Genomic DNA, 13,589 nt, shown 5'->3' with positions numbered 1-13,589 from the left:
TTGCTGACAATGTGCTATTGTCTTATCAGATAATTAAAGTTAAGTAAGGAAGTGCTCTTCATGGCTGGAAATTATAGAAGTGTATTTGATATTATCGGTCCTGTAATGATTGGTCCATCTAGCTCCCACACTGCTGGAGCTGTCGCAATTGGACAAGAAGGTAACAAATTGTTCAATGGCGTTCCTAAGAAAGTAACTGTCCACTACTACGGTTCATTTGCTCAAACGCATAGAGGGCACGGCACTGATTATGCGATTGCAGCTGGGATTCTAGGCTTCGACACTGATGATAAACGTGTGCCAAAAGCTCCCGAAATAGCCAAACAACAAGGTATAGATATTAGATTTGTCGAGGAAGATGGACCGAGCCCGATTAATCATCCTAATACTGCCATCTTAGACATGAGTGATGATAACAAGTATATTCAATTATCAGGTTGTTCTATTGGCGGTGGCGCTATCGAAATTCGAAACATTAAAATGTATGGTTCAAACATTAAGCCAGAAGGTCCTTTACCTATCGTACTCTATATAGATAAGCAAAAACGGCACGAAAATGGTATACCTGTAACTTCTTTCTTAGAAAAAAATGCGCCCTTCAGTGTTAAAAAAGTCTATGAAACCGCCAGTTACTTTATCTATGAGTATGATATCAAAAATTATATCCAAGATTCTTTAGTTAAAGAATTAACACAAAAATTTAAATCTATAATTTGCTTATAAATTGAGGCTTAAACTATGTATAATCACATTAAAGAGATTGTCACTGCTGCCCAAACTACTAAAAAGACAATCTCTGAACTAATTATTGAACAAGAATGCAAAATATCAGGACTGCCACGAAATATAATCTGGAATAAAATGAAATACAATCTTTCAACTATGCAAGCAGCAGTTGAAAGAGGTCAAGCCGATCAAGGTGTGTTTTCTAAGACTGGCCTAACAGGTGGCGAAGCTGTAAAAATTAAAAATTATCGTCTACATAATCGTACTTTATCTGGTGACATTATGATGAGCGCAGTTCAAAATGCTGTAGCAACTAATGAAGTTAATGCAGCTATGGGGATTATCTGCGCAACTCCGACAGCAGGATCATCTGGAACTTTGCCAGGCGTCTTATTCATGTTAAAAGACAGACTAAACTTAAGTGAGGAGCAAATGATTAGATTTCTCTTTACGGCTGGAGGCATTGGAATGGTAATTGCCAATAAAGCTGAAATTGCAGGGGCTACCGGTGGATGTCAAGCAGAAGTTGGGAGTGCTTCAGCTATGGGAGCTGGCGCAGCAGTTGAGATTGCTGGTGGAACAGCTCAGCAAAGCTCTACTGCCGTAGCAATCGCCCTTTCAAACTTACTTGGCTTAGTATGTGATCCAATTGCTGGGTTAGTTGAAGTTCCTTGCGTTAAGCGTAATGCTATTGGTGCAGCTAATGCCCTTATTGCGGCCGACATGGCTTTAGCCGGTTGTACAAGTACTATTCCAGCTGATGAATGTATTGAAGCGATGAAAGAAGTTGGCCATAGTATGCCAGAATCATTACGCGAAACAGGATTAGGTGGTCTTGCTGGGACACCAACAGGAATTGCAATTAAAACTAAAATTTTTGGAAAAGATGCTTAAGGTGATCATACATGCGTTCTGCCAAAGAAATTAAAAATGATATTATATCTCAATTAATGACAGTTATTGACCCTGAGCTTAATATTGATGTAGTGAATCTAGGCTTAATTTACGCCATAGACTTAGATAAAGATGGTATATGCTTGATAAATATGACACTCACTACGCCAGCCTGCCCTTTAACCGGAATTTTAACACACAGAATAACTGAAGCTGTCAAAAAGGTCAAGGAAGTTAAGAATGTTGATGTAGAATTTGTCTGGTATCCAGTATGGACTCCGGATAGAATGTCTGATGCAGCTAAAAAAGTACTTGGTTACAAAAATTCTTGAAAAAAGGCGAAAAGTCATGCATTAAAACATGATTTTTCGCCTTTAAATCTATTTATACCTTTTTTAATTTTTTCAATATAACGCCAAGTAACTTAAAAGTAATTACTTCAGCTATTACCAATACAGTAACTAATAATAAATAGTCATTATCAATGCCAACCATCCCATCAATCAACTTAACTAAAGCTATTGGCTCAAAAATTAAAATTAACGAATATGCTAACCTTACCCAAGTAATTTTTTCTAGATTCATAAAGTTCTCCTCAACTTGTTACTAATTACAAAATTTTATCTTAAAGAATCGCTATAGACAATTAACTTCAAAAAAATTAACTAATTTCTAATTTTATTAACGACTATTTACTTTCTTGTATGAACTTCTGTAATTCATCCTTTGAAAAATATTCTCCTTCGTTTTTGATTAATGTATTTAATATTTCTTTATCTGAAATCCCATAGCTACGTAAGGTCTTAACCATAACCTTGATACTGCGAATTTTTTCATCTATTCTCCCTTGTTCCTTTACCTCAGCTTCAAATTGCTTAAAGTCTAACATAAAACTTCTCCATTCCCTTCCATTAATGTATTTTCGTCTATCCTTATCTAGTCGCTTGATAAAATCACTACTTGAATTAATCTTTCCATTCATATAATTTAGAAAATCTCGCAAGTCTGGTGTTAATTCTGACTTGTCCAATGCATTGGCATTAAAAAAGATAATGTGCTGACCTGAATGTAATTTTTGACTGCGATGTCTTTCTAAAACTTGAATAATTTCATTCTTGGCTTCATTATAACCAAATGGATCAAAAGTACATAAGAAAATGATATAGCTATTCTTAATTTCACCATACTTCTTACCAGACAGTAATTGCTCATCATTGATACGACCAAGATAGAACAATGAACGCTTTAATAAAGCCGGATCATTTGATGTTTGCATCTCAATATCAAAATTCTGCCCCTTATCATCTGTTGCCCAAACGTCGAAGCGTGTTCCTTTACGCAACATTTTGAGCGAGATAGTTTTTTGGCGTTGAATTTTAACAATCTTTTGAATATTCAATTGTGGTAGAATTGCCCGCAATAACTGTAAACAATTCTCCTTACGCCCAATCACATCACCAAAGATTGCATCATTAGTAATATCTTCACTTATCCAATTCTTTAGACTATTTGAAGTAACCATAATATCCTCCGTAATTAAATTGAGTAAGCTAGCCATAAGCCTACCTACTTTTTTTACGCAAAATATCGGTTATTTTTTTAATTAATCAAAGTATTTTTTTAGACTATTTACTTAATTTAAATAGCTAAAACGCTCAATCTTAATCCATCAAAGAATCAAGATTGAGCGTTTTAATTACTCTTCTTTAAATTTACTTTGTTAACAAATCTTCATAAGCATCTTCATACTTAGGAATATCACCAGCACCCATAAAGACTACACAGGCATTCTTGTGCTTAGTTAGGTCTGCAATATTATCTAAATCAATAACTTCTGATCCTGGAATATTAACAGTTAAATCTTCACTAGTAATATCGCCATTAGCCTCACGAGCTGAAGCATAGATTGGAGTAATATATGCTTTATCTACACCACGTAAAATTTCTTCGAAATCTTTTTGATACTTCTTGGTTCTTGAAAAAGTATGTGGTTGAAATACTACAACTAACTCCTTGTCAGGGAACTTTTGACGAGCTGCTTGAATAGTTGCACGCATTTCAGTTGGGTGATGAGCATAATCATCAATTACTGCAATATCGCCGAAATCTTTTTCAGAGAATCTTCGCTTCGCACCTTTGAAGGTAAGCATACCTTCTTTAATATCTTCCATTGGAACATTCTCAGTATAAGCAACAGCAATTACCGCAGTAGCATTCAAGATGCTGTGGTCACCGAATAAATGTATCTCAAACCTGCCTAAATCTTTACCATGTGCTAAAACATTAAACTTAGACCCTTCAGTGGTCTTTTCAATGTTAACTGCTTGAAAGTCATCACTATCCTTAAAACCATAAGTATACTTAGGAATTTCAGTTCTTAAAGATTGCAACCTCTCGTCATCACCCCAAACAAAGAGTGCCTTCTTAGTCTGTTCAGCAGCCGTTTGAAATGCAGAAGTATAATCAGCTTGATCTTTGAAATAATCTGGGTGATCAAAGTCAATGTTAGTCATAATCTGATAATCTGGGTGATATGCCAAAAAGTGACGGCGATATTCATCTGCTTCATAGACAAAGAAGCGTGAATTTTCAACACCCTTACCGCGACCGTCACCTATCAAGTAAGAAGTTGGTTCAACTTCTCCTAATACATGTGCTAAAAGACTAGTAGTTGAGGTTTTGCCATGAGTACCTGAAATCCCAATTGAAGTATGTGCTTGCACAATCTCTTCAACAGTATCTGGATAAGATTGCCACTTAACTCCCTTGTCTAAGCAAGCGGCAACTTCAATATTATCCTCTTTAAAGGCATTTCCTTTAACAATAACTTGTCCTTCACCTTTAATATTCTCTGAGGCAAAATTTTTAACCTCAATTCCCGCTTCCTTTAATGGAACTTGGGTAAAGGTATACTTTTCAATGTCTGAACCAGCTACATTATAACTCAAGTCGTGCAAGAGCAATGCCAAAGATGCCATACCGGTACCCTTAATACCAATGAACCAAATTTGTTTTGTTTTATCTAACATTTAAGTCTTCTCCATTAATTTTATGTCAAAATTATACCGTCTTTAATTTTAACATTTTTACTAGATAATTGATTAAATCTAATCAAAAAAGATACTATTCTCCTCGGCAAATTTTTGCAAAAAATAAAAATCCCATCTTCATTAAGAAGACAGGATATTCATACTAGTCTAAAGTGATTGCACCACTAGCCAGCAATTCATCACACTTAGTTGGTTCAAATTCATCTCCAACCTTAAAGCTATCTGGAACCACCATAATACCACGCTTTTGTGGAGCATGTGGTAAGCCCAATTCACGTGCTGAGCAAATCATACCATATGAATCTACGCCACGTAATTCGCCCGGCCAAATTTGTTGTCCATTTGGCATTAAAGTACCCGGTAAAGCTACAACAACCTTCTGGCCTTGTGCAATATTAGGAGCACCACAAACGATTTGGTGCTTCTCATCGCCAACATCAACAGTTGTTACATGTAAGTGGTCAGAGTCCGGGTGAGGAGTGCAAGTTTCAACATAGCCATAAACTAAAGTTGGTTTACCAAGTTCTAAATTAGCTTCAAAGCCAGCTTCAGCCAACTTCTTATTCAAGGTATCAACTAAATCTTGTGTTGGGTGAACTTCACCATTTGGCAACTTGTCATAATCTAAAAAGTCACTAACTTCAAAGAAATTGTAGCCGATAATCTTACCATCTTCATCTTTAACGACGGTAATATTATCTTTTTCTTCAAATTGACTCCGGCTCTTATCTTGAGCAGTAATGACAACTAATGTATTTGGATAACTAGTTTTATTAGTAGAAACAATCATTCTAGTAAATTTTCCTTTCTTAGACTATTTAAGAGAATTGAGGAAGTTTTCTACTTCTTCTTTTGTCTTTCTGTCCTTATTTACTAGTCTACCAATTTCTTCGCCATCTTGGTAGACAACAAAGCTAGGAATTCCAAATATATTTAATTCTTTAGCAATATCAATTGAGTCGTCACGATCAATTTTATAGAATTTTGAATCAGAAAAGTCTTGCTCAATTTCTGGCAAAAATGGATCTAAGAAACGGCAATCTGGGCACCAACCTGCACTAAAAAGCAAGACTGTACGACCTGCAGCAGTGATTTCTTCAAGTTTTTCCTTGGTTAATGCTTTGATTTCTTCCATAACGCATCCTTCTTTCTTACTTTTTATAAGTTAATTTTATTGTACTAATCTTTGTCCAAAATTGCTAGTAATTTATCTAGAAAATTTTCCTTTAAGATCAAATGCATGATCCACCGGACCACTTCCGTGCCCTAAGTTCAATTGCTGGTCTAAGGCCCGAGATAAATATTCTTTAGCAAGCCTAATTGCATTCACTAAATCCTGTCCTTTAGCCAAGTTAGAGGCAATTGCACTCGATAAGGTGCAACCAGTCCCATGAGTATTAGGATTATCGATCCGCTCACCCTTAAACCAAGTGAATTTACCATGATCATACAATAAGTCATTGGCATCATTTACACGATGACCACCCTTGCATAGAACACTGCAACCTAGTTCATCTCCAATTTTTTTGGCAGCATGTTCCATATCAACTTCAGATTTGATATTTATTCCAGCAAGAACCTCGCTTTCAGGGATATTTGGCGTAATTACAGTTGCTATTGGCAATAGCTGCTCACGCATCATTACTACAGTACTATCTTTAGCAAGGCTACTCCCACTGGTTGCGACCATAACAGGATCAACAACGATATTTTGAGCCTTGTAATATTGCAATCGTTGAACAATCGTTGCTACTAAATCTGGTTCTGAAACCATCCCAATCTTCACTGCATCAGGGTGAATATCTTCAAAGACAGCATCAATCTGTTCAGCCAAAAACTCTGGCGTCACATTCATTACATCAGCTACCCCAGTTGTATTCTGAGCCGTTAGGGCTGTGATAGCAGTCATACCAAAGACACCATTAGTTATCATGGTTTTTAAATCTGCTTGAATACCAGCTCCACCACTTGAATCACTACCAGCTATTGATAAGACACATTTCATTTTATTTCACGACCTCTTTTGCTAACTTTAATAAATTCTTACTTGCTGATCCAATATCTTCTGCGCCGAAGATTGCTGAAATTATTGATACACCCGCTACTCTAGTGTTTTTTAACTGCAAGATATTGTTTTCATTAATTCCGCCAATTGCCACTACGGGAATATCAACATTAGCAACTATCTCCTTTAAAGCACTTAATGATACCGCAGTAGCGTCTTTTTTAGTTGCAGTAGTAAAGATTGCACCAACACCTAAATAGTCCGCACCGTTATCTTGCGCAGCCTTAGCTTCTTGAACATTATGTGCTGATACACCCAAAATCATTTCATCGCCAATCAAGCGCCGTACATCCCTAGCTGCCATATCGTCCTGCCCCACATGCACACCATCGGCATGACTCCTTAAAGCCACTTCTACATTATCATTGACAATAAATGGCACGCCATATCTGTGACATAATTCTCTCATCGCAATAGCTTCTTTTAAAAAATTTGCTTCATCCAAATGCTTTTCACGAAGTTGGATTAAGGTTGCGCCGTTTTGAATTGCTTCTTCTACTTGCTCAAATAAAGTCTGCTTGCCCACCCAATGACGGTCAGTTACTGCATAGAGTAATAGGTCTTTTTTATTTAGTTTCATATCTTGCTTCCTTATCTAGTTCTGTCTCGGTTAAATTGAATACTGCATCAATAATATAATTTCGTAAACTTGCATTACCATCTAGATCAGTCATTCTTCTAACCCCTTGCTCACCGCAAATATCTATCATCGCTATAGCTGCAACGCTCGCAAGCAAAACTTTCCTAGGATTAGCTCCAATAAAAGTCGCAATCATTGCTGTTAACTGGCAACCAGTCCCTGTAATTCGACTCATCAACTTATCGCCACCATATACGCAATAAGCTACTTCTCCGTCTGAAACAATATCAATTGGACCAGATATTGCTATCACACATTGCAGGGCCCTAGCCGCTTGCTTGGCAAATTCAACACATGATTTTAAATTATCTTGACCGATTTGATCACTTACTTGAACATCAACCCCTTTAGCCTGGCTGCCCTTTTTGAGTAAGGCTTTAATCTCTGACATATTCCCGCGAATCGCTGAAAACTTGACCTGACCTAATAATTGATCAATAGCTTCATCTCGCAACTTAGAAAAGCCAGCCCCTACAGGATCTAGTATAACCGGGATATTATTTTTATTCGCTTCTTCAGCTGCTATAAGCATCGACTTGATTGTCCTAGTATTCAATGTTCCTAAGTTAAGATACAAAGCTCTGCTCTTAGAAGTTATCTCTGCTACCTCACGTTCATCATCAGCCATAATTGGCGAGCCACCTACAGCTAGGATTATGTTAGCCACATCATTAACAGTCACGTAATTGGTAATATTGTGGACTAGTGGCACATTACGGCGGACATTCTCTAATAATTCCCCAAACATATATCTCTGCTCCTTATTACAAAAAAAGAAGACACCTCGCGGTGTCTTCTCGAAAATTAATATCTATACTTAAAATTCCTACGTCGGCATTATCCGCATCAGGTTCATGGGTCGAAGTATCTAACTTCCTCTCAGCCTATATCTAAGCTCCCCGCTATTCAGTTATAAGTTAATTATAACAATTTTATGCAAAATGTGCATGCAAACAGTATATTGGATTACCCTTTGCCGCAAATTTATGCTCATATTCAGTTTCAACATTACGTTGAGCAATCTCATCATCGTCGTTGTGAAGGTCAACACTCACATGATCGAACTTCATTCCATAATTATTTAAGCTTATTAAACTATATTCAAATAATCCCCGGTTATCAGTCTTAAATTCTATGTGCCCTTCGTCTTTAAGGACAGTCTGATACTTATCTAAGAAGCTTTGATAAGTTAAGCGACGCTTCTCATGCCTAGTCTTAGGCCAAGGGTCTGAGAAGTTTAAGTAAAGGACATCGACACTATTTTTAGGTAAATATTGTGCAATATTAGCTGCATCAGCACACATTAATTGCAAGTTATCAATACCTTCATTAAGCTTAGTCCTCAAGATCATCCCTGCAGCTGTAGTCTGTAACTCCACACCAATGAAGTTCATCTCAGGATGCTGCTTAGCTAACGTAGTAATAAACTGTCCTTTGCCTGAGCCAATTTCAATTGCTAAAGGCTTAGAAAAATCTTCAAAACGCTCATTCCAATTAATCTTTACCTCTGGATCTGGTTCATTTAGGATTGCTTCTGGATGTTCTTTAACTAACTTTTGTGCCCAAGGCTTATTGCGTAATCTCATTTAATTATCCCTTCAATTAATATCTAATCTTACTAAATAACTGTTTAATTCTAACTGGTAAATAAAGATAGAGCAAGATAAATGTAAATGCCAATAAGACAACTATGGCTAATAAGGCATAGAGTTTCATTGGTGAAAAGATAATCAAACCTAGACTTATTACTAGCCACTGTAGTAGCATTCCCTTCTGCAGTACCCTTGCCAGGTCTTGCCCTCTCTTTGCTTGAGAGATTGGCTGCACATGATACATCATATTATGTTCATATACCGTCCCTAATGGTATTAGTTGATACATAGTCAAAAAGATAACCAACCCGCCAAAGACACCTGCCCATAAATAATCTTGTAAGACCCAAGTTAGCAATAATGAAAAGAGCGTCATTCTAATCAATAAGTTACTGTATTCTGGATCACGCAATAGCGCCCGCTGATATAAGAAAGTATTCGGCGTCTGATTCTTCTTATCAAGTAAGAAGTCGAGATACTTCCTACGATAAATCTTAACCTTCTTATCCTGCACATCAGTAAACATACTATAAAAGTTATCTACAATATCCCGTCTACGTTCTTCATATTCAACAGCATAATTCCAGTTAAAGACTCTACCGCATGGTAAGTAATTAACACCTATTGCACTAATTAAGGCAAATATGAAATATAAATATGGCAAGTAGATTAAGCATAATATTAAGATAACTAATACTACTAAAAAGAACCACCCAGCTTGATAAAAGTTATGTTCATTGAAATAAAAACTCTGAGAAATTAATTTTAACTGGGTAAACTTAGTCAAAATTAGCCCTAATATTACAAACCAATAGGCATAATTTGAAATTCCTGCCCGCGTCAAAGCAAATGGAAATAATATCCCCGCAACTAAGATTATTAATAGCGTTGGCAAGTACATGCTATGCTTGATCATCGGATTCAGGTAAGCTTGCATCTGATCATCTTGATTAAGCATGAATTGGATATCTGCCTTCTCAAATAAAGTTGCCAAATGCCCAACACTCATAACTGTAGCCAAAATCAAGGCTATCAGTGGCTTATAAAACCACAAATTATTAGGCCAGGACTTAATATTCTTGGCATACCAGAACATTAATGCACCAAACATAAAAATCAAAGCCAAGATAAAGAAGTCATTAAACACTAAAGTTAGATAATGAAGTTGCTTTTTTTGATTAGATTGCAGGCGCTTATTTACTATTCTATTCATTCGCGCTCTCCTGGTTCAAAATCTTGTATAAACGGTCAATTGAATCAGTTGGCTTAAGATGGTAGAAGCTCCTAATTTCTTCTAAGCTACCCACAATCTCGATCGTACCATTATTAAGCACGGCAAACTTCTGAACAGCTTCTTGGGCTTCTGCTAGAACATGAGTAGTCATCAATACCATTTTATTTTGCTTTACAGCTTCTTTAATTAAGTCAATAAAGTTAGCCACTGCCAAGGGATCAAGTCCTGTAAACGGCTCATCAATTACATAGAGATCAGGGTTAGCCAAGAATGCAGCTACTAGCATAACTTTCTGCTGCATCCCTTTAGAGAAGTTAATTGGTAACCAGTCAAGCTTATTATCTAACCTGAACATCTTACACAATTCATGTGCTCGCTGCCAAGCCTTGTCAATATCAGTTAAACCGTAAGTAAGCATGGTAAGTTCCAAGTGTTCTTTTAGAGTGAGTTCTGGATACAAAATTGGTGTCTCAGGAATATATGCCACCATCTTTTTAAATTTAGAAGGATTCTGGGTTAAATTAGTACCATTTAACTCAATTGTCCCCTTCTGCATTCTTAACAAGCCTAAGATATGCTTAATTGTAGTTGATTTACCAGCTCCGTTAAGTCCAATCAAGCCGATTGCTTGACCAGGTTCAATATTCAAATTGAGGTCTTTAATAATGGTGATACCAGTATAACCACCAGTTAATTTATTTATTTTTAAACTCAAAATTTATGTCCTCCTATTACTGAAAAGACTGCTACTTAATGTTATCATGAAATTAATTCAAACTAAATTATATATCATAGTAGAAAGAGGTTTTTTCTATGTCAGAATTAGAAAAAGATTGTTTATTCTGTAAAATTATCCGCGGTGAAATTCCATCTTATACCGTTTTTGAAAATGATGATGTTAAGGCCTTCTTGGATATTTCCCAAGTCACTAAAGGTCACACCCTCTTAATCCCTAAAAAGCACTTAGAGAACATCTTTGATTACAGTCAAGAAGATGCAGCTAAGTACTTACAATACATTCCAACTGTTGCCAAGGCAATTAGAGAATCTGACCCTGCAATTAAGGGGATGAACTTAGAAGTTAATAATGGTGAGATTGCTGGTCAAGCCGTAATGCACTCACATATCCACCTAATTCCACGCTATAGCGAAGATGATGATATGGTTGTACCTCACGTTGATAACTCTAGCCAATATTCAGAAAAAAATTACCAAGCAGTTGCTAATGCTATCAAAAGTAACCTCGAATAGCTTATAATTAAGCTATAAAGAAAAAATAAATTTTATTAAATTACCAATTGGAGGTAATATTATGGCTAAATTTCTACTTGGATTTATTTCTGGTGCTATCGTTGGTAGTGTGGCTTCCTTTGCCAAGAATCCATTAACTAATAACTCCGTTAGAAAAGATATTCAATCTACTGCAAGCTCTCTTAGTGATTCTTGTGATGATATCAGAGCTACCTACGCTTCTTTACAAGAAGAACGGAACCTCACTCAAGAAAATATTGATCCTGAAGTCAATGATGAAGTTCAAGCAAGCCGTGGTCCAATTAAGGATAAGGCAGCTGACTTAGTAACTGCAGTTAAGAGTGTCATCAAGAAGAATAATGACTTAAGCGATCTGGCAGACCGTGTTCAGGATTTTAAATATTCTGATGAAGATAAGGAAGAATTTTAATGATTAAATTTAAGCCTTTTGTGATTGGATTAGGCCTAGGCGGGTTACTGGGGACGGTAGTTTCTTTTATGACTGATCAAAAAACTGGTCAGCCAATTAATAAAGAAGTTAAAGACTTGGTAGATAGTACAAGTTCAGATATTAAAGATATTTCTACTAATACTCAAAAAGCCCAAAAACAACTTGCCTTGCTTAAAGAGAAAAATATTCCACAAGCTAAAAAAAATATTCAAAGTATTCAACGTTCTATTAAAGAATTTCAATATAATATTCAACCTAACTTGAAAAACATTCAAGCTAGCCTTGATAAATTGAATTCAGAAAGTAAAAATTTAAAGTAACTATTAAAAAATAAAAAAACTCTTGGTGCTTTCTTTGGGCATCGGGAGTTTTTATGTTATATTTGAATCTGTAATTAAGCAAAGGATGGTAGATTTATTCTTATGAAAAAGAATGTATGGAAAAAAGCTGCTGCAGCCTTAGCCTTCGTAGGTATCGCCCTTGGTGCTGCAGCATGCTCAAGTAGCGGTAAGACAGTTGTAAATTATAAAGGTGGTAAGATTACCGAGCAACAATATTATGATGAGATGAAGAAGTCTCAAGCTGGTCAATCTACCTTAGCTAATATGATTATCTATGATGCCTTAGAAAGCCAATACGGTAAAGACGTTTCTGATAAGCAAGTTACTAAGGAATACAACAAGTACAAGAAGCAATACGGTTCATCATTTAGTTCAATTTTGGAACAGAATGGATTGACTAACTCTAGCTTCAAGAAGAACTTGAAGACTAACCTCTTGACTGAAGCTGCTTTAAAGCACATCAAGAAGATTACTTCAGCTCAAGAAAAGAAAGCCTGGAAGAGTTATCAACCTAAAGTTACTGTACAACATATCTTAGTATCTAAGAAGAGTACTGCTGAAAAGATCATCCAAGAGTTAAAGGATGGCAAGAGCTTCAAGTCTTTAGCTAAGAAGTATTCAACTGATACTGCTACTAAGAACGATGCAGGTAAATTACCAGCATTTGATTCAACTGATACTACTTTAGACTCAGACTTTAAGACTGCTGCCTTCAAGTTGAAGACTGGTGAATACACTACAACTCCAGTTAAGTCACAATATGGTTACCACGTAATCAAGATGATCAAGCACCCAGCTAAGGGTACCTTCAAGGAACACAAGAAAGAAATTGATAAGCAAATTTACAGCGAAATGGCTCAAGATCAAAATGTAATGAAGAGTGTCATTTCTACTGTCTTAAAACGTGCTGATGTTTCTATCAAGGACAATGACTTGAAGAATGTATTATCATCATACGTATCAACTGGTAGTTCTACTTCAACCAGCTCTTCATCATCAAGTTCTAAATAATTAAGCTAAATATAAAGTTAAAAAGCTGCTAACTAAGTTTCATTGAGATGAACTTAGACTAGCAGCTTTTTATAGTGAATTGCTTTATTTAAATTTTATTATTCATTAACGTGTCCTATTTTTTGATAGGATTTTTCTGTAAATTCTTGTACCTCAAAATTATTACCGTCAGGATCCACTGCCCAGAACTGCCAAGTTTCTGATGGACCCTTGCTTGGATGAGTCTTTACTGGGATGCCTTTTCCACCTAAAGTCAAGTAATATCAATATTTTTAATAAATTTTCTTGTTTGGTTAGTTCAGTATTAATATCCAAATCAAAATTTTATAGAAAT

Annotated in this window: 19 protein-coding genes and 1 riboswitch; of the genes, 7 read left to right on the top strand and 12 right to left on the bottom strand. The window is 36.0% G+C overall.

The annotated features are described in order from the left end of the window. Positions 1–60 precede the first annotated feature (60 nt). Genes sdaAB through J2Z60_RS09615 form a run of 3 tightly spaced genes read left to right on the top strand, consistent with a single transcriptional unit; the run spans position 61 to position 1,952 of the window. Positions 61–723: an L-serine ammonia-lyase, iron-sulfur-dependent subunit beta gene (gene sdaAB / locus J2Z60_RS09625; RefSeq protein WP_209687488.1), complete on the top strand. Its 663-nt coding sequence runs from the start codon at positions 61–63 to the stop codon at positions 721–723. Between the two features lie 15 nt (positions 724–738). Further along, positions 739–1,620, top strand: coding sequence for an L-serine ammonia-lyase, iron-sulfur-dependent, subunit alpha (gene sdaAA, locus J2Z60_RS09620; protein ID WP_209687487.1), 882 nt, complete (start codon positions 739–741; stop codon positions 1,618–1,620). A gap of 11 nt (positions 1,621–1,631) precedes the next feature. Beyond that, positions 1,632–1,952: a metal-sulfur cluster assembly factor gene (locus J2Z60_RS09615; RefSeq protein WP_209687486.1), complete on the top strand. Its 321-nt coding sequence runs from the start codon at positions 1,632–1,634 to the stop codon at positions 1,950–1,952. Between the two features lie 52 nt (positions 1,953–2,004). Here J2Z60_RS09615 and J2Z60_RS09610 read toward each other — a convergent pair whose 3' ends face one another. The 11 genes from J2Z60_RS09610 to J2Z60_RS09560 form a co-directional block, all read right to left on the bottom strand. Next, positions 2,005–2,205, bottom strand: coding sequence for a hypothetical protein (locus J2Z60_RS09610; RefSeq protein ID WP_209687485.1), 201 nt, complete (start codon positions 2,203–2,205; stop codon positions 2,005–2,007). Positions 2,206–2,308: 103 nt separating this feature from the next. Then, entirely contained in the window at positions 2,309–3,142 is an 834-nt protein-coding gene (locus J2Z60_RS09605) for an Rpn family recombination-promoting nuclease/putative transposase (protein WP_209687484.1), read from the bottom strand. A gap of 190 nt (positions 3,143–3,332) precedes the next feature. Further along, a complete protein-coding gene (murC, locus tag J2Z60_RS09600) occupies positions 3,333–4,649 on the bottom strand; it encodes a UDP-N-acetylmuramate--L-alanine ligase (protein WP_209687483.1) in 1,317 nt (438 codons plus the stop codon). 163 nt (positions 4,650–4,812) lie between these two features. Next, entirely contained in the window at positions 4,813–5,460 is a 648-nt protein-coding gene (gene ytpR, locus J2Z60_RS09595) for a YtpR family tRNA-binding protein (protein ID WP_209687482.1), read from the bottom strand. A 24-nt stretch (positions 5,461–5,484) separates the two neighbouring features. Further along, complete coding sequence (locus tag J2Z60_RS09590; RefSeq protein ID WP_209687481.1) at positions 5,485–5,805, bottom strand: thioredoxin family protein; 321 nt, start codon at positions 5,803–5,805, stop codon at positions 5,485–5,487. A 72-nt stretch (positions 5,806–5,877) separates the two neighbouring features. Continuing rightward, on the bottom strand, positions 5,878–6,675 hold the full coding sequence (thiD, locus tag J2Z60_RS09585; protein ID WP_209687480.1) for a bifunctional hydroxymethylpyrimidine kinase/phosphomethylpyrimidine kinase: 798 nt from the start codon (positions 6,673–6,675) through the stop codon (positions 5,878–5,880). Position 6,676: 1 nt separating this feature from the next. Beyond that, positions 6,677–7,315, bottom strand: a complete 639-nt coding sequence (gene thiE, locus J2Z60_RS09580) for a thiamine phosphate synthase (protein ID WP_209687479.1) — start codon at positions 7,313–7,315, stop codon at positions 6,677–6,679. Then, entirely contained in the window at positions 7,302–8,123 is an 822-nt protein-coding gene (gene thiM, locus J2Z60_RS09575; RefSeq protein WP_209687478.1) for a hydroxyethylthiazole kinase, read from the bottom strand. The genes thiE and thiM overlap by 14 nt, the downstream gene beginning before the upstream one ends. A 58-nt stretch (positions 8,124–8,181) precedes the next feature. Next, positions 8,182–8,287, bottom strand: a riboswitch (TPP riboswitch). Between the two features lie 20 nt (positions 8,288–8,307). Beyond that, positions 8,308–8,961 (bottom strand): tRNA (guanosine(46)-N7)-methyltransferase TrmB, encoded by a 654-nt coding sequence (trmB, locus tag J2Z60_RS09570; protein WP_209687477.1) that lies wholly within the window; start codon positions 8,959–8,961, stop codon positions 8,308–8,310. A 16-nt stretch (positions 8,962–8,977) separates the two neighbouring features. Continuing rightward, complete coding sequence (locus tag J2Z60_RS09565; RefSeq protein WP_209687476.1) at positions 8,978–10,180, bottom strand: ABC transporter permease; 1,203 nt, start codon at positions 10,178–10,180, stop codon at positions 8,978–8,980. After that, positions 10,173–10,916 (bottom strand): ABC transporter ATP-binding protein, encoded by a 744-nt coding sequence (locus J2Z60_RS09560; protein WP_209687475.1) that lies wholly within the window; start codon positions 10,914–10,916, stop codon positions 10,173–10,175. Before J2Z60_RS09560 ends, J2Z60_RS09565 begins: the two co-directional genes overlap by 8 nt. Before the next feature lie 98 nt (positions 10,917–11,014). On the opposite strand from J2Z60_RS09560, the gene J2Z60_RS09555 reads away from it, so the two are divergent. The 4 genes from J2Z60_RS09555 (at position 11,015) to J2Z60_RS09540 (ending at position 13,255) form a co-directional block, all read left to right on the top strand. Beyond that, positions 11,015–11,452 (top strand): HIT family protein, encoded by a 438-nt coding sequence (locus tag J2Z60_RS09555; RefSeq protein WP_209687474.1) that lies wholly within the window; start codon positions 11,015–11,017, stop codon positions 11,450–11,452. A 61-nt stretch (positions 11,453–11,513) separates the two neighbouring features. Then, positions 11,514–11,882: a hypothetical protein gene (locus J2Z60_RS09550; protein WP_209687473.1), complete on the top strand. Its 369-nt coding sequence runs from the start codon at positions 11,514–11,516 to the stop codon at positions 11,880–11,882. Next, on the top strand, positions 11,882–12,223 hold the full coding sequence (locus J2Z60_RS09545) for a hypothetical protein (protein ID WP_209687472.1): 342 nt from the start codon (positions 11,882–11,884) through the stop codon (positions 12,221–12,223). Before J2Z60_RS09550 ends, J2Z60_RS09545 begins: the two co-directional genes overlap by 1 nt. Before the next feature lie 102 nt (positions 12,224–12,325). Further along, positions 12,326–13,255: a peptidylprolyl isomerase PrsA gene (locus J2Z60_RS09540; protein WP_209687471.1), complete on the top strand. Its 930-nt coding sequence runs from the start codon at positions 12,326–12,328 to the stop codon at positions 13,253–13,255. Between the two features lie 98 nt (positions 13,256–13,353). On the opposite strand, the gene J2Z60_RS09535 is transcribed toward J2Z60_RS09540, so the two are convergent. After that, a complete protein-coding gene (locus J2Z60_RS09535) occupies positions 13,354–13,512 on the bottom strand; it encodes a hypothetical protein (protein ID WP_209687470.1) in 159 nt (52 codons plus the stop codon). Between the last annotated feature and the right edge of the window lie 77 nt (positions 13,513–13,589).

The organism is Lactobacillus colini (assembly GCF_017874575.1).
GTDB lineage: Bacteria > Bacillota > Bacilli > Lactobacillales > Lactobacillaceae > Lactobacillus > Lactobacillus colini.
The sequence above is the reverse complement of the archived record's forward strand: the minus strand, read 5'-3'. Positions and strand labels throughout refer to the sequence as shown.